The sequence below is a fragment of the Nocardioides sp. 503 genome (assembly GCF_004522095.1).
In the GTDB taxonomy this organism is placed as follows: domain Bacteria; phylum Actinomycetota; class Actinomycetes; order Propionibacteriales; family Nocardioidaceae; genus Nocardioides.
On sequence record NZ_SPUI01000002.1, the window covers coordinates 667,802 to 683,544 of the forward strand.

The 15,743-nt window shown below is 73.7% G+C and carries 13 protein-coding genes; 10 read left to right on the forward strand and 3 right to left on the reverse strand.

Annotated elements, in window-relative coordinates; all coding sequences use genetic code 11:
- Positions 1-8: 8 nt before the first annotated feature.
- The 3 genes from E4622_RS04235 to E4622_RS04245 are packed head-to-tail and all read right to left on the reverse strand — an operon-like array spanning position 9 to position 4,622.
- Entirely contained in the window at positions 9-2,402 is a 2,394-nt protein-coding gene (locus tag E4622_RS04235) for a DUF3488 and transglutaminase-like domain-containing protein (protein ID WP_134738802.1), read from the reverse strand.
- The gene (locus tag E4622_RS04240; protein WP_134738803.1) at positions 2,399-3,679 is read right to left on the reverse strand and encodes a DUF58 domain-containing protein; all 1,281 of its coding nucleotides are present in this window, start codon (positions 3,677-3,679) and stop codon (positions 2,399-2,401) included. The genes E4622_RS04235 and E4622_RS04240 overlap by 4 nt, the downstream gene beginning before the upstream one ends.
- Positions 3,672-4,622 carry a MoxR family ATPase gene (locus E4622_RS04245; protein WP_245155921.1) on the reverse strand — a complete coding sequence of 317 codons (951 nt, stop codon included), beginning with the start codon at positions 4,620-4,622 and terminating at the stop codon, positions 3,672-3,674. Before E4622_RS04245 ends, E4622_RS04240 begins: the two co-directional genes overlap by 8 nt.
- Before the next feature lie 292 nt (positions 4,623-4,914).
- Between E4622_RS04245 and mraZ the strand changes: the two genes are divergently transcribed.
- The 10 genes from mraZ to ftsW all read left to right on the forward strand — a co-directional run bounded on the left by mraZ (position 4,915) and on the right by ftsW (position 15,731).
- On the forward strand, positions 4,915-5,331 hold the full coding sequence (gene mraZ / locus E4622_RS04250; RefSeq protein WP_245155922.1) for a division/cell wall cluster transcriptional repressor MraZ: 417 nt from the start codon (positions 4,915-4,917) through the stop codon (positions 5,329-5,331).
- Positions 5,332-5,544: 213 nt separating this feature from the next.
- The gene (locus tag E4622_RS22625) at positions 5,545-5,682 is read left to right on the forward strand and encodes a hypothetical protein (protein ID WP_167735969.1); all 138 of its coding nucleotides are present in this window, start codon (positions 5,545-5,547) and stop codon (positions 5,680-5,682) included.
- Complete coding sequence (rsmH, locus tag E4622_RS04255) at positions 5,682-6,653, forward strand: 16S rRNA (cytosine(1402)-N(4))-methyltransferase RsmH (RefSeq protein WP_134738806.1); 972 nt, start codon at positions 5,682-5,684, stop codon at positions 6,651-6,653. The genes E4622_RS22625 and rsmH overlap by 1 nt, the downstream gene beginning before the upstream one ends.
- Positions 6,654-6,655: 2 nt before the next feature.
- On the forward strand, positions 6,656-7,138 hold the full coding sequence (locus tag E4622_RS04260) for a septum formation initiator family protein (protein WP_134738807.1): 483 nt from the start codon (positions 6,656-6,658) through the stop codon (positions 7,136-7,138).
- Positions 7,135-8,991 carry a penicillin-binding protein 2 gene (locus E4622_RS04265; protein ID WP_245155877.1) on the forward strand — a complete coding sequence of 619 codons (1,857 nt, stop codon included), beginning with the start codon at positions 7,135-7,137 and terminating at the stop codon, positions 8,989-8,991. Before E4622_RS04260 ends, E4622_RS04265 begins: the two co-directional genes overlap by 4 nt.
- Positions 8,992-9,062: 71 nt before the next feature.
- Positions 9,063-10,544, forward strand: a complete 1,482-nt coding sequence (locus tag E4622_RS04270) for a UDP-N-acetylmuramoyl-L-alanyl-D-glutamate--2,6-diaminopimelate ligase (protein WP_348536977.1) — start codon at positions 9,063-9,065, stop codon at positions 10,542-10,544.
- Positions 10,541-11,929, forward strand: a complete 1,389-nt coding sequence (gene murF, locus E4622_RS04275; RefSeq protein WP_134738809.1) for a UDP-N-acetylmuramoyl-tripeptide--D-alanyl-D-alanine ligase — start codon at positions 10,541-10,543, stop codon at positions 11,927-11,929. The genes E4622_RS04270 and murF overlap by 4 nt, the downstream gene beginning before the upstream one ends.
- Positions 11,926-13,011, forward strand: coding sequence for a phospho-N-acetylmuramoyl-pentapeptide-transferase (gene mraY / locus E4622_RS04280; RefSeq protein WP_134738810.1), 1,086 nt, complete (start codon positions 11,926-11,928; stop codon positions 13,009-13,011). The genes murF and mraY overlap by 4 nt, the downstream gene beginning before the upstream one ends.
- Positions 13,011-14,489: a UDP-N-acetylmuramoyl-L-alanine--D-glutamate ligase gene (murD, locus tag E4622_RS04285; protein WP_134738811.1), complete on the forward strand. Its 1,479-nt coding sequence runs from the start codon at positions 13,011-13,013 to the stop codon at positions 14,487-14,489. The genes mraY and murD overlap by 1 nt, the downstream gene beginning before the upstream one ends.
- Positions 14,490-14,501: 12 nt before the next feature.
- Entirely contained in the window at positions 14,502-15,731 is a 1,230-nt protein-coding gene (gene ftsW, locus E4622_RS04290; RefSeq protein ID WP_134738812.1) for a putative lipid II flippase FtsW, read from the forward strand.
- The last annotated feature ends 12 nt before the right edge of the window (positions 15,732-15,743 follow it).

Consider the following 15,743-nt stretch of genomic DNA (forward strand, 5'->3'; position numbering starts at 1 on the left):
CCCGTCGGTCAGCCGACGTGCTCGACGACCCCGCCGCCACCGAGCGGCTCGGTGCGGGCGGTGCGTGAGGGCAGCGTCCGCGTGTCCCGCACCACGAGCGAGCGCGGCCACCACTGCGCCGTACGCCGCACGCGCGCGGTGGCGCCCTGCTCCAGGGCCGCCACGCAGAGCGCGCCGTCCTCGCCGACGGACGTGGGCACGGCCGCCTGGCCGCGGGCGTAGCGCAGCCGCTCGAGCAGGTCGACCACGCGGTCGAGCGCCGCGACGGCAGCCGGCGCGTGGGCGGGGCCACGGGCGGGTCGCTCCAGCGAGGTGTCCCCGTCGGGGTCGCGCAGCAGCCCGGCCAGCCAGTCGCGGGTCTCGCGCGGCGAGCGGGCGCGGGGCCAGCTCAGGCCGAGGTCGACCGCGGTGGCGCGCAGCTCGGCCCACACGTCCTCCGGGCCGCCGGCGAGCCGGCGCTCGCGCGCCCGGCGCCGCAGCAGCCGAGGGGTGAGGACCAGCGCGCCCAGCAGCAGCAGGCCGCCGCCACCGCCGATCACCCGCAGCCAGGGGAACGCCGAGCCCTGGTCCTGCTGGTCGGCCGTGGCGTCCTCCTCGACCGGGACCTCCGCGCTGGGCGTCTGGGTCGTCCGGTCGGGCGCCTCCTCGCTGGCGGTGGGCGCGGGCGGGACGCTCGGGTCGCCGACGTCGGGCACGTTCTCGGTCGTGTAGTCCGGAACCGAGCCGGCGCGGTCCGGGGGCGTGGGCTCGAAGCGGACCCAGCCGGCGCCGGGGAAGAACAGCTCGGGCCACGCGTGGAGGTCGTGCGAGCTGTACTCGAACACCCCGTCGCCGAGGTCGGTGGGCTCGAGGAAGCCGAGCGCCACGCGGGCCGGGATGTCCAGGACGCGGGCCATGGTCGCCATCGCGGCCGCGAACTGCTCGCAGTAGCCCACTCGCCCGTCCTCGGGGTCGAGGAACGCGGCGAGGTCGCCGGTGCCGCTGCCCTCGTCGGCCGACAGGTCGTAGGTGAAGCCCCCGGCCTCGCGGAACCACCGCTGCAGGGCCTGGGCCTTCTCGAAGGGGGTCGTGGCGTTCTCGGTCACGTCGAAGGCGAGGTCCCGCACGATCGCGGGCAGCCCCTCGGGCAGGTCGACGAAGTCCAGCGTCTCGTTGGTGACGCCGGATCCCGACCGCGCCAGCTCGGCGGCGTCGAGGTCCAGCTGCGCCCCGGTCATGGAGTAGTCCATGCCGGCCGTCGTGAGGTCGTCGTCGCCGGAGTTGCCGGCCAGGAAGTCCATCGTGCGCGGGTCGTAGCGCCAGTCGCCGTCGGCGACGATCTCCACGATGGGCGCCTGCGTGGGCAGCCAGGTCGAGTCGAAGCTGTCGTCGATGCTGACGTCGTAGTCGTAGAACTGCCGCGGCACCGCGGAGGCCACGCCCTGCAGCTCCGGCAGGGCTCCGTCGGGTCGGTTCTGCTCGGGGACCTCGCGGTCGCCGGAGCTCCACTCCTCGCCGGAGAAGCGGTTGAGCACCGAGATCCGCAGGTAGGAGGGAGACGGGTCGTCCGTCGTCACCCGGATCAGCGGCGTGTCCTCGCCGCGGCGCAGGTCGCGGCGCAGGTCGACCATCGGGTTGCGGATCGAGATCTCGTCGCTGCCACCGGAGCCCCGGCCCAGGTCGAACACGTGCAGGTCCAGGGTCGGGATCAGCAGCGGGACCACGATCGCCAGCGCGGTCGCCACGCCCCCGATGGTGCCGGCGCTAGTGCGGATCGCGCCGGTGCGGACGCCGAGGCCGTCGCCCGCCTCGACCGGCTGGCCCAGCGGCCGGCCCCAGCGGGCGACCAGCTCGCTCTCCTGGAGGAACAGCATCGTCATGAAGCCTGCCGCGGTGAGGCCGAAGACCCACCAGGAGATGCTGGCGTCGAGCACGCTGACGGGGACGCTGTAGACGGTGAGCAGCGGCAGGCCGGCGAGCGGCACCCGGCGCAGGGTGCAGGCCAGCAGGTCGACCAGGAGCATGCAGAGCAGGCCACCGCCGACGAGCAGCGGGTGGACGCCCGGGGCGGTGGCCGGCACCGGCGCCTCGAACTTGTTGGCGCTGGACACCGCGTCGCGGAACGCCGCCTCGAGCTCGGTCCACGCCGGTCCGACCGGCAGCGGCGAGCCGGTGAGCATCAGGCACGCGAGCATCCCGGACAGGAGCACCTGCAGGAGCACGACCAGCGCGCCGGGGACCCGCCACCAGCGCGCCACGGCGCCGGTGACCGCGACGCCTGCGCCCAGCACCAGCAGCGGGCCGACGAAGTCGGCGGACTCCTCGGTGAAGCCACGCCAGGAGAACGTCGCCGCCCAGGTCGTGGCGGCGGCGACGAGCGCGAGCAGGAGGGCGGCCCGCAGGCTGCCGCGGGAGCGGGTCATCGCGCGACCATCCCTTCGGGGGCGGGCCCGCCGGAGCGGCCAGAGGGGGAGGCGCTGCGGCCGAGGTCCTGCCAGACGGCGTCGAGCCGGTCGCGGGGTCCGAGCGCGACCGAGCGCCAACCCTGCTGGGCCAGCACGGGCACGGCGCCACCGGTGGCGGCCGCCGGCGAGGTCCACGCCTCGACGTCGAGGGCGATGGCCAGCGCGGAGGTCGTGTGGTGCTGCATGCGACGCAGCACCGGGATGTCGAGAGGCTCGACGCTGCCGAGGACGGCCACGGTGAGGCCGCCGTGCGACTGCTCGCCCAGCCAGCTGGTGTCCAGGCGCGGGGTCTGGACCGCCTCCACGACGGCCAGCGCCTCCAGGAGGGGACCGGTGTTGAGGTCGGAGCTGCGGTCGTGCCAGGCGGCCGCGCGGTCCTCGCCGGACGCGGTCACGAGCCGGACGGTGAACCCGCGGCGGGCCAGGTGGACGGCGACCGACGCTGCGGCGGAGACGGCCGCCTCGAGGGAGGACGCGATGCCCTGGCCGCGGTGCACCCGGGTCCGGTTGTCGAGGAACAGCGTCGCCCGCGACTGCCAGGGCTGCTCCTCACGGCGCACCATCAGCTCGCCGACGCGCGCGGAGCTGCGCCAGTGGACGCGGCGCAGGTCGTCGCCGCGGCGGTACTCGCGCACGGTCACGTCCTCGGCGGACCCGGCCGCGAAGGAGCGGGGCCGGTTGTCGCCGGAGCCGGTCCAGCCGCCGCCGAGCGGGATGCTGGGGAGGGGCACGGTGCGCGGCGTCACCGTGAGCGGGACCGTCGTACGGAAGGAGCGGCCGAGCTCGACGAGGCCGAAGGGGTCGCTGACCCGCACCGACATCGGGCCGATGTCGAAGTGACCGCGCACGTCGGAGCGCACCTGGTAGGTGACGTGGCGCCGCCAGCCGTGGCCGATGCCCTCCAGCACGAAGCGGGGCCGGGTGCCGAGCACGTAGGGGACCTGGTCCTCGAGCAGCAGCACGCCGCTGGGCGTGCGCCCCTCGTTGGTCAGCGTCAGGCTGACCCGCGCCGGCTGGCCGGCCGCGACCAGCGGCGGGGTGACCGTGCGGACGAGCGCGAGGCGGTAGCGGCTGCGGCCCAGGACGACGGCGGTGACGAGCGGGAGCGCCAGGACCAGCACGCCGACGCGGGTCAGCGCCGGCTGCCCCAGGACGACGGCGCAGACGATCGCGGTGAGGCCCGCCGCCAGGAACGCCCGGCCGCGGACGGTGAGACCGGCGAGCGCCTCACGCACGGTTCGGGGCGTCGGGCACCGGCACGGAGGCCAGGATGCCGTCGAGGATCACGCTCGTGGACCGCCCGCTCATGGCGGCCTCGACGCTGGGCATCAGACGGTGCGCGAGGACCGGCCGGGCCAGGTCGCGCAGGTCGTCGGGCAGGACGTAGTCGCGGCCGTGCATCGCCGCGAACGCCTTGGCGGCCCGCACCAGGTGCAGCGTCGCGCGGGGCGAGGCGCCCAGCGTCAGCTCGTCGGTGCGGCGGGTGGCGCCGGTGAGGGCGACGGCGTAGCGCTGGACGGCGGGGGAGACGTAGACCGAGGCGACGATCGCGCTGAGCTTGCGGATCTCCGCGGCGTCGGTGACCGCCTCCAGGTCGTCGAGGGGGTTGCTCTCCGCGCGGGAGTCGAGCATCGCGATCTCGGCGGCCTCCACGGGGTAGCCGATCGACACCCGGGCCATGAACCGGTCGCGCTGGGCCTCGGGCAGGGCGTAGGTGCCCTCCATCTCGACGGGGTTCTGGGTCGCGATGACCATGAACGGCGTCTCGAGGTGGTACGTCGCGTTGTCGACCGTGACCTGCCGCTCCTCCATGCACTCCAGCAGGGCCGACTGGGTCTTGGGGGAGGCGCGGTTGATCTCGTCGCCGACGACGATGTTGGCGAAGATCCCGCCCGGGCGGAACTCGAACTCGCGGGTGTCCTGGTTGAAGATCGACACCCCGGTGACGTCCGAGGGCAGCAGGTCCGGCGTGAACTGGATGCGCCGCACCGAGCAGTCGATGCTGCGGGCCAGGGCCTTGCTCAGCATCGTCTTGCCCACGCCCGGGACGTCCTCGATGAGGAGGTGGCCCTCCGCGAGGAGCACCACCAGGGCGGCCGAGACGACATCCGGCTTGCCCTCGATCACGCGCTCCACGTTGTGGCGCACCCGGCCCACGACCTGCGACAGCGTCTCCAGGTCGGCGCCTCCGGTCGATGGCTCCACGTGCGGTCCTTCCGGGTCGGGCGAGCGGGGGGCTCCCAGGCTGCTTCACACCCTAGGTCGCGGAAGCAACTTACGCGGCCGGACCGCGGCACCCCGCCGTCGGGCCAGGGGTGGGCCACGGGTGGGCGCGGCGTGGGGCGGAGTGGAAACGCGGGGAGTGATGTGGTTGACGGTGGAGCAAAGTGGAGTAATGTGGGGCGAAGTGGAGGAAGCAACCAGTGCGGTGGGTGTCGGTGGCTGATCAAGGAGGTGCTCCATGCGGTTCATGGGCACCTTCACGCCGAAGCTCGACGAGAAAGGCCGGCTGTTCCTCCCCGCGAAGTTCCGGGACCGACTGGCTGAGGGGGTTGTCGTGACGCAAGGTCAGGAGAACTGCCTGGTCGTCTGGCCCCCGGAGGTCTTCGACCGCGAGGCCGACCGTGCCGCCGAGCGACCGATGACCAGCAAGGCCGCTCGTGGCTACAACCGCATGTTCTTCAGCGGCGGCGACGAGGTCACCCCCGACAAGCAGGGCCGCATCGGCATCCCCGCGCCCCTGCGCGACTACGCCCAGCTCGAGAAGGACGTGGTCGTCATCGGCGTGCGCGACCGCCTCGAGATCTGGAACCCCACCAAGTGGCGGGAGTACCAGGAGGCCGAGGTCCTCAAGTTCGCCGACCTCGACGAGGACGACGACGAGTAGCACCTGCTCCACCCGGCTCCACCCAGCTCCACAACTCCACATGGATCCGCAGGACGAGGTCTCTGGCCCGCTTCCTGTACTCGCCGAGTTCTGGGCACCTTCCCCGGCTCCAGAAAGCGGCACTTCCCTCGGGAAGCGGGCAGGGACCTGGTCCTGCGGATCACCACCACTTCCTCAGCAGCACGCACCAACTTCCAAGCGGGGTCGAAACCGATGAGCGTCACACCTGTCACACCGGTCCGGAGGGTCCGCCACCAGGCGCGCGACGCCGCGGCCCTGATGACGTTCTCGGCGCTCACCTCGCTCGGCTTCGCCACGGTCTTCCTCCTGCTCGCCCACCTGGGCCGCTGATGGCCTCGCCCACCCACGACCCCGTCCTCCTGGACCGGGTCGTCGCTCTGCTGGCCCCGTCCCTCGACCACACCGACGCCGTCCTGGTGGACGCCACGCTCGGCCTGGGCGGCCACACCGAGGCGGTCCTGGCCCGCTGCGCCCTCGCGCGGGTCGTCGGCATCGACCGCGACCCGGCCGCGCTGGAGCTGGCCGGCCGCCGCCTCGCGCCGTACGGCGACCGGTTCACGGCCGTCCACGCGGTCTACGACGAGATCCCCGAGGTGCTCGCCGAGCTCGGGCTCGACGCCGTCGACGGGGTGTTCTTCGACCTCGGCGTCTCCTCCATGCAGCTCGACGTCCGGGAGCGGGGGTTCGCCTACGCCGTGGACGCGCCGCTGGACATGCGGATGGACGGCACCACCGGCCCGACGGCCGCCGACGTGCTCAACACCTACTCCGCCGCCGAGCTGACCCGGGTGCTGCGCGACTACGGCGAGGAGAAGTTCGCCCGCAAGATCGCCGGCGCCGTCGTCCGCCAGCGCGAGAGCGAGCCGTTCACCACCTCGGCCCGGCTGGTCGAGCTGCTCTACGCCGAGATCCCCGCACCGGCTCGCCGTACCGGCGGACACCCGGCCAAGCGGACCTTCCAGGCGCTGCGCATGGAGGTCAACGACGAGCTGGCCGTGCTGCGGCGCGCCGTGCCCGCCGCGATCGACGCGCTCGCGGTCGGGGGGCGCGTGGTCGTGGAGTCCTACCACTCCCTCGAGGACCGGCTCGTTAAGCAGGCGTTCACCGCCGTGACGCGCTCGCACGTGCCGGTCGACATGCCGTTCGTCCCCGAGGGCCACGAGCCGGAGCTCCGGCTGGTCACCCGCGGGGCCGAGCGCGCCGACGACACCGAGATCGCCGCCAACCCCCGCGCCGCGTCCGTCCGGCTGCGCGCCGTCGAACGAGTCCGTCCCCGCAGCACAGGCATTGGAGCCGCATAGCCATGAGCAGCAGCGCACCCGCATCCGTCCGGAGCCGACTCTCCTTCCCTGCGCGCGGCCTGGCGGAGGCCGCGGTCCAGCGGGCCCGGCTCACCGTCGTGCCCCGGCGCCGCACCCGCGCGCCGAAGGTGCCGTTCGTGACCCTGGTCAGCCTGCTGCTGCTCGCCGGCGTGGTGGGCCTGCTGCTCTTCAACACCTCGATGCAGCAGGCGGCCTTCACCACCACCGCGCTCCAGGACCAGGCCACCACGCTGGCCGCGCGCCAGGCCGCCCTCGAGAGCGACATCGAGGAGCTGCGCGACCCCCAGCGCCTCGCCGAGGCCGCTCAGGAGGCCGGGATGGTGCCGTCCGGGCCGCCCCAGTTCCTGGACCTGGGGACCGGCCGGGTGGTCGGAGCCGCGGAGGCGGCGGCCGCTGACCCCCTCGACCTGAACCCCGACACCCCGGTCCGGCCGGGCGCCGGCCGGGCGGGCGGCAACAGGTGAGCCGCTCACGGCAGCAGCGCCTGCGCACGCGCGGGTCCTCCGAGCTCCGCATGCGGGCGGGCTTCGTCGTCATCGCGATGGTGCTGTCGCTCTTCGGCGCGCGCCTGGTGCAGCTGCAGGGCCTCGACCCCGAGCAGTACGCCGAGATGGCGGCCGCCGACAGCACCGTGCCGGTCGTGCTCCCGGCCCAGCGCGGCGACATCCTCGACCGCAACGGCGAGCCCCTCGCCGACTCCGCCGACGGGCTCATGGTGGTGGCGGACCCGGCCGTGACCGCGCAGCTGGCCCCCCAGCTGGCCAAGTTCCTCTCGACCCGGCTGGCCGTGGACTACTTCGACACCCTCGAGCGCCTGCGCGTCGAGGACAGTCGCTTCCAGTACATCGCCCGCCAGGTCCCCGCCAGCCTCGCGATGGAGGTGCTCGACGAGGCCAAGCGTCGCGCCGCCGCCGCCAAGGAGGAGGAGGAGCAGGCGCGCAAGGACAAGGACGCCGACGCCCGCGAGCAGGCCGAGGCCGTCGCCGACGCGTACGGCGGCCTGGCCACCCGCCGCGACCCCGTGCGGGTCTACCCCGGCCGCGACGTCGCGGCCAACCTGGTCGGCTTCCTCGGCACGCCCAACCCCGACGGCAGCGCCAAGCCCTCGGCCGGCTTCGAGGCGACGTTCAACGACTACCTCGCCGGCACCGACGGCGAGGCCCGCTACCAGGTCGGCGCCGGGCACAAGATCCCGCTCGGCGACAACACGGTCACCGACGCCGTCGACGGCCGCGACCTGCGCACGACGCTCGACCGCGACCTGCAGTGGTACACCCAGCGGGTCCTGCGCCAGACCGTGCGGCAGTCGGGCGGCGAGTCCGGCATCGCGGTGGTCATGGACACCCGCACCGGCGACGTCCTGGCCCTGGCCGACGACCCCACCTACGACGCCAGCAAGCCGCTCGAGGCCGACAAGTCCGACTACAACTCCCGCGCCATGACCGACGTCTACGAGCCCGGCTCGGTCGAGAAGGTGCTCACCGTCGGCGCGCTCATCGACGCCGGCAAGGTCACCGCGCGCACCAAGCTGAAGGTGCCGGGCAGGCTGATGCGCCAGGACCGGCCCATCGGCGACTGGTTCGACCACGGCCTCATCAAGCTCACCCTGGCCGGCGTCATCGCCAAGTCCTCCAACATCGGCACGGTGCTGGCCGCCGACCGGTTCGAGGACGGCCAGCTGCGCGACTACCTCACCCGCTTCGGTCTCGGGCAGAAGACCGACATCGGCGTGGGCGGCGAGACCGCCGGCATCCTGCCCGACGGCAGCCTGTGGACCAGCCAGACCGAGGACCGGATCGCCTTCGGGCAGTCGCTGTCGGTCAACGCCGTGCAGATGACCGCCGCGGTCAACGCCATCGCCAACGGCGGCGTCCGGGTCGACCCCAGCCTGGTGCGCGGCACCGCCACGACCGACAAGGGTGCGAAGGTCGGCACGGACCTCACCACCACGCGCCGCGTCATCAGCGAGGACGCCGCGCGCCAGACCGCGCGGATGATGGAGCGCGTCCTGGACCCCGAGGTCGGCGTCGCGCCCGGTGCGGCCGTCCCGGGCTACCGCGTCGCCGGCAAGACCGGCACCGCGCAGCGCGCCGTCGAGGGCGGCGGCTACGAGGGCACCACGGTGTCCTTCGCCGGCTTCGCCCCGGCCGACGACCCGCGCTTCACGATCTACGTCGTGGTGCAGGACCCCAAGACCGGTGGCGGTGGCTCCGTCGGCGGCCCCGCCTTCGCCAAGCTCATGAGCTACGCGCTGCGCCGCTACGCGGTGCCGCCGACGGGCACCCCGGCCTCCCGGCTGCCCGTCGAGTGGAGATGAGCGATGATCGTCCGGTGGCCACCCGACCCCTGCACCCCGAGGTCGCCGACCTCGCGGACGTCGTCGCCTGGCTGAGCGGGACCGACCGGGTCGAGACCGTCGGCGAGGTCACCGGCGTCGCCGTGACCGGGATGTCGCTGAGCTCCCAGCGGGTCCGCCCCGGTGACCTCTACGCCGCCCTGCCCGGCACCCGCGCGCACGGCATCAGCTTCGCCGCGGCCGCGGTGGGCGCCGGCGCGGTCGCGGTGCTCACCGACCCCGCCGGGGCGGCCGCCGCGGCGGCGGACCCGGCGCTCGGCGTACCCCTGGTCGTGGTCGAGCGCCCGCGCGAGGTGCTCGGCCGCCTGGCCGCCCGCCTCTACGGCGACCCGGCCACCGCGCTGCGGATGATCGGCGTGACCGGGACCCAGGGCAAGACCACCACGACCCGCCTGGCCGTCGACGGCCTCGAGCGCGCCGGCATCAGGGCCGCGGTGGTCGGCACCGTCGGCACCCGCATCGACGGCGTCGACATCAAGACCTCGCTGACGACCCCGGAGGCGCCCGACCTCCACGGGCTGTTCGCCCTCATGCGCGAGCGGGCGGTCGAGGCCTGCGCCATGGAGGTCTCCAGCCACGCCCTCGTGCTCGGCCGGGTCGACGGCGTCGTCTTCGACGTCGCGGTCTTCCTCAACCTGGGCCGCGACCACCTCGACTTCCACGCCGACGTCGAGGACTACTACGCCGCCAAGGCCTCGCTCTTCACCCCCGAGCGCGCCCGCCTGGCGCTGGTCAACCTCGACGACGAGCACGGGCGCCGCCTGGCATCGGAGACCGCGATCCCGGTCCGGACGATGTCGTCGGCCGGGCGCGACGCCGACTGGCGCGCGGTCGACGTCGACCTGCGGGCCGACGGCTCCTCCTTCACGGTCCTCGGTCCGGCGGGGCTGAGCGTCCCGGCCGGGTGCCCGGTGCCCGGCGACTTCAACGTCGCCAACACCCTGGCCGCGGTCGCCGCCTGCGCCGAGGCCGGGCTGGACGCGACTGCCGTCGCCGCCGGCATCCGCGACGGCGCCGGGGTGCCCGGCCGCTTCGAGCGCGTCGACGAGGGCCAGGACTTCGTGGTCGTCGTCGACTACGCCCACAAGCCCGACGCCGTCGACGCGGCGATCCGCACGCTGCGCGCCCTGACGCAGGGCCGCGTCATCGTGGTGCTGGGCGCCGGCGGCGACCGCGACCCCGGCAAGCGCCCGCTGATGGCGGGCATCGCGGCTCGCCTCGCGGACGTCCTCATCGTGACCGATGACAACCCGCGCACCGAGGACCCCGCCGCGATCCGGGCCGCCATGCTGGCCGGGGTCGAGCCCGGGGGCGCGGAGGTCGTGGAGGTGGGCGACCGGCGGGCCGCGATCCACGAGGCCGTCTCCCGAGCCCGTCCCGGTGACATCGTGCTGGTCGCGGGCAAGGGCCACGAGACCGGCCAGAAGATCCTCGACGTGGTGCACCCCTTCGACGACCGGGTGGTCGTGCGCGAGGCGCTGGCGGCGCGGCACCCCCACGGGGCGGCCCGATGATCGCGATGACGCTGGCCGAGGTCGCGGCCGCCGTCGGGGGAGAGGTGCACGGTGACCCCGCGCTGCTCGTCACCGGTCCGGCGTACGTCGACAACCGCACGCCTGTCGCCGACGGGCTCTTCGTCGCGGTGGTGGGGGAGCGGGTCGACGGCCACGACTACGCCGACGGCGCGCACGCGGTGCTGGGCAGCCGGCCGACCGCCGTGCCGACCGTCGTCGTGCCGGACCCCGTGGTCGCCCTCGGCCGCCTCGCCCGCCACGTGCTCGACACCCTGGGCACGCCCGTGCTCGCGCTCACCGGCTCGCAGGGCAAGACCGGCACCAAGGACTACCTCGCACACGTGCTGGCCGCCGCCGGCCCGACCGTGGCGACCCTGGCCAACAACAACAACGAGCTCGGCGTCCCCCTGACCGTGCTGCGCGCCGACCCCACCACCGCCCACGTCGTCGTCGAGATGGGCGCCCGCGGCGTGGGCCACATCGCCTACCTGTGCGACATCGCGCCGCCCACGGTCGGAGCGGTCCTCAACGTGGGCACGGCCCACATCGGCGAGTTCGGCAGCCGCGAGGCGATCGCCCGCGCCAAGGGCGAGCTGGTCGAGGCACTCGCGCCCACCGGCACCGCGGTCCTCAACGCCGACGACCCCCTGACCGCCGCCATGTCCGGGCGCACGCGCGCCGCCACGCTCACCTTCGGGGAGACCGGCGACGTCGCCTGGCGCGAGGTGCGGCTCGACGAGCTCGGGCGGCCGCGCTTCGAGCTGGGCCACGCGGGCCACTGGGTGCCGGTCGCGCTGACCCAGTCGGGCGCCCACCAGGTGCCCAACGCTGCCGCCGCCGTGGCGATGGCGACGGCGGCGGGCATGCCCTTCGCCGAGGCGGCCGCGGCCCTGGACGGTGCCAGGTCCGCCTCGCCCTGGCGGATGGAGCTGCACGAGCGCGCCGACGGCCTGCTGGTCGTCAACGACGCCTACAACGCCAACCCGGCCTCGATGGCCGCCGCGATCGACGCCCTCGCGGCGATCGGCGCGCGGGCCGGCCGCCGTACGGTCGCGGTGCTCGGCGAGATGCGCGAGCTCGGCGCCGACGCGCAGGCCGGGCACCACGACGTGGGCCGCGCCGCCGCCGCGGCGGGGCTCGACGTGATCCTCGTCATCGGCGAGGCCGCTCGCGGCATCGCCGAGGGCGCGCGGACGGCGCCTGGATGGCAAGGTGAGGTCATCGTCACGGCGGGGCGGAGCGACGCACTCGCCTGGTTGCGGGAGAATGCCGTGGCCCGGGACGTCGTCCTGGTCAAGGCCTCACGGGGGGCCGCTCTCGAGGTGGTGGCCGACGGCCTGCTGGACACCGGGGGAACGACAGCGGAAGGAGGTGCCACACGATGAGAGCGATCCTGCTCGGCGGCGGCGTGGCCCTACTCGTGTCGCTGCTCGGCACCCGCGTGGCGATCACCTACTTCACGCGGTGGGGCTACGGCCAGGAGATCCGCGACGACGGGCCGACCAGCCACCACACCAAGCGCGGCACGCCCACGATGGGCGGCGTGGTCATCATCCTGGCCACGGTGCTCGGCTACGGCGCCGCCAAGCTGATCACGATGGACGCGCCCTCGGCCTCCGCGCTGCTGCTGCTGTTCCTCTTCGTGGGGATGGGCCTCGTGGGCTTCCTCGACGACTACATCAAGATCTCGCGCCAGCGCAGCCTCGGCCTGCGCAGCAAGGCCAAGATGGCCGGCCAGACCGTGGTCGCCGTGGTCTTCGGCGTCCTCGCCCTCTCGCCCTGGCTCGAGGACGGCAACGGCCGGACCCCCGCCTCGGAGAAGGTGTCGTTCCTGCGCGAGATCGACTGGCTCGCGCTGCCGATGATCGTGGCCATCGCGCTGATCTGGCTGATCGTCACGGCCACCAGCAACGGCGTCAACCTCACCGACGGCCTCGACGGGCTCGCCACGGGCGCCAGCGTGATGGTGTTCGGCGCCTACATGCTGGTCAACATCTGGCAGAGCAACCAGTCGTGCCAGCTCGACCCCAGCGGCCTCTGCTACAACGTCCGCGACCCCCTCGACCTGGCGGTCATCGCGGCCGCCGTCACCGGCGCCTGCTTCGGGTTCCTGTGGTGGAACGCCGCACCGGCCGCGATCTTCATGGGCGACACCGGCTCGCTGGCCCTGGGCGGCGCGCTGGCCGGCTTCGCGATCCTCACCCGCACCGAGCTGCTGCTGGTCATCCTGGGCGGGCTCTTCGTCCTCGAGACGTTCTCGGTGATGCTGCAGGTGACCTGGTTCAAGACCACCAAGCGGCTCACCGGCACCGGGCGCCGGGTCTTCCGGATCGCCCCCATCCACCACCACTTCGAGATGCTCGGCTGGGAGCAGGTGACCGTGGTGATTCGGTTCTGGATCATCACCGGGCTCTTCGTGGCCACCGGCCTGGGCGTCTTCTACGCCGAGTGGGTGGCACGGCTCTAGTGGACATCGACGACCTGGGCCGCCACGACTCCTGGGAGGGGGTCCGAGCGGTCGTCGCCGGCTTCGGGGTGTCCGGCTTCGCCGCGGCCGACAACCTGACCCACCTCGGCGCGAGCGTGACCGCACTGGCCGAGGGCGCGCGCAACGCCGAGGAGCTCGAGAAGGCCGAGCTGCTGGAGATCCTGGGCGCCCGCGTCCTTCTGCACGAGGGGGCGACGGCGACGCTCCCCGACGACGTGGACCTCGTGGTCACCTCGCCGGGCTTCCGGCCCGACGCCCCCCTGCTGGTGCAGGCGCAGGAGCGCGGCATCCCGGTCTGGGGCGAGGTGGAGCTGGCCTGGCGCCTGCGCGACCCGGCCCACGACACCCCCTGGCTGTGCGTGACCGGCACCAACGGCAAGACCACGACCGTGCAGATGCTCGACGCGATCCTGCGCGCGGCGGGCCTGCGCAGCCGGGCCGTCGGCAACGTCGGCACGCCGATCGTCGAGGCGGTCATGGACCCCGAGCCCTACGACGTGCTGGCCGTCGAGCTCTCCAGCTTCCAGCTGCACTACACGCACTCGATGAGCCCGCAGGCCGCGGCGGTGCTCAACGTCGCCGAGGACCACCTCGACTGGTACACCGGCCCCTCGGGGATGGACGACTACGTCGCCGACAAGGGCCGCATCTACGAGCGCACCCAGCTGGCCTGCGTCTACAACGTCGCCGACCCCGTCACCGAGCGGCTGGTCCGGGAGGCCGACGTCGTCGAGGGCGCCCGGGCGGTGGGCTTCACGCTCGGCACGCCGGGCGTGGGGATGGTCGGGCTGGTGGAGGACATCCTCGCCGACCGGGCCTTCGTCGAGCAGCGCGGGAGCAGCGCCGCCGAGCTGTGCACGGTCGGCGACCTCGCCTCGGAGGCGCCCCACTTCGTGCAGAACGCGCTGGCCGCCGCGGCGCTGGCCCGCGCCCACGGCGTGAGCCAGGCCGCCGTGCGCGACGGCCTGCGCGGCTTCCGCCCCGACGGCCACCGCATCGCGCTCGTCGCCGAGCAGGACGGCATCCGCTGGGTCGACGACTCCAAGGCGACCAACCCGCACGCCGCGCAGTCCTCGCTGCTGGCCTACGACCCCGTCGTGTGGGTCGCCGGGGGCCTGGCCAAGGGCGCCCGCTTCGACGACCTCGTGCAGGCCGCACGCGACCGGCTCAAGGGCGTCGTGCTGATCGGCCGCGACCGCCAGGTCATCGCCGAGGCGCTTTCGCGACACGCACCCGATGTGCGGGTGATCGCCGTGGACGGCGGCGAGACTGGGGCGCAGGACGATGGACGGGCCCTGATGGGGCGTGTCGTGGACGCGGCCGCCGGCCTGGCCGGCGCCGGGGACACGGTGCTCCTCGCACCAGGATGCGCCTCGATGGACCAGTTCACGAGCTATGCGGCGCGAGGCGATGCCTTCGCCGCGGCAGTCCGGGACCGGCTCGACGACCAGCGCTAGGAGGGGTGGGACATGACCACCGTCAACCCCGAGCGCGCCCGCTTCCTGCGCACCTCCGGCCTGCGCAGCTGGCGGCGGGCCGTCAGCGACGCGCTGGCCCGCCCGCTGACGTCGTACTACCTCCTGATGGGCGCGGCGGCGCTGCTGCTGACCATCGGGCTGATCATGGTGCTCAGCGCCTCCAGCGTCTTCTCCTACGACCGCACCGGCGACTCCTTCCTGATCGTCCGTCGTCAGCTCATGTGGGTGATCCTCGGGCTCCCCACCGCGTTCGTCGTCAGCCGGCTGCCACCCCGCCTGGTGCGGCAGCTGGCCTACGTCGGCTTCTCGGTCTCGCTGACCCTGCTCGCCCTCACCGCGCGCTTCGGCGTCGAGCGCAACGGCAACACCAACTGGCTGCCGCTCGGCCCGGTCGAGATCCAGCCGTCCGAGATCGCCAAGCTCGCCCTGGTGATCTGGGCCGCGCACATCTACGCCAACAAGGAGCGCCGGCTCGACAGCTTCCACCAGATCCTGGTGCCGGTGGTGCCGGGCATGCTGCTGGCCACCGGCCTGGTCATCGTCGGGCGCGACCTCGGCACCGCGCTGATCCTGTTCGCCATCCTGCTCGGCATGCTCTGGGTGGTCGGCGCCCCCGCGCGGTTCTTCATCATGTCGACGCTGGTCGTCAGTGTCGGGGTCTTCGCCATGGCGACCACCAACAAGGAGCGGTTCGGCCGGATCACCACCTTCGTCGACCCGTTCAAGGAGTTCGAAGGCGCCGGCTGGCAGCCCGCCCACGGCCTCTACGCCCTGTCCAGCGGCGGGGTCTTCGGCAAGGGCATCGGCGCCAGCCAGACCAAGTGGGGCGACCTGCCCGAGGCCCACACCGACTTCATCTTCGCGGTGCTCGGCGAGGAGCTCGGCCTGGTCGGCACCCTCCTGGTCGTCTCCCTGTTCCTCACCATCGCCTACGCCGCCCTGCGCATCGCCCGCGAGACCGCCGACCCGTTCGTGCGCTACTGCAGCTTCGGCATCGTGGTCTGGCTGATCGGCCAGATGATCATCAACGTCGGCATGGTGCTCACGCTGCTGCCGGTCATCGGCATCCCGCTGCCGCTCGTGTCCTACGGCGGCTCCAGCCTGCTGCCGACCCTCGTCGCGCTCGGTCTGCTGGTCGGCTTCGCGCGCCGTGAGCCCGAGGCCGCGCGGGCGCTGGCCCAGCGGAAGAAGGTCCGCTCCGCCGGGCTCTCCGCCCGATGAGACGATCGGTCT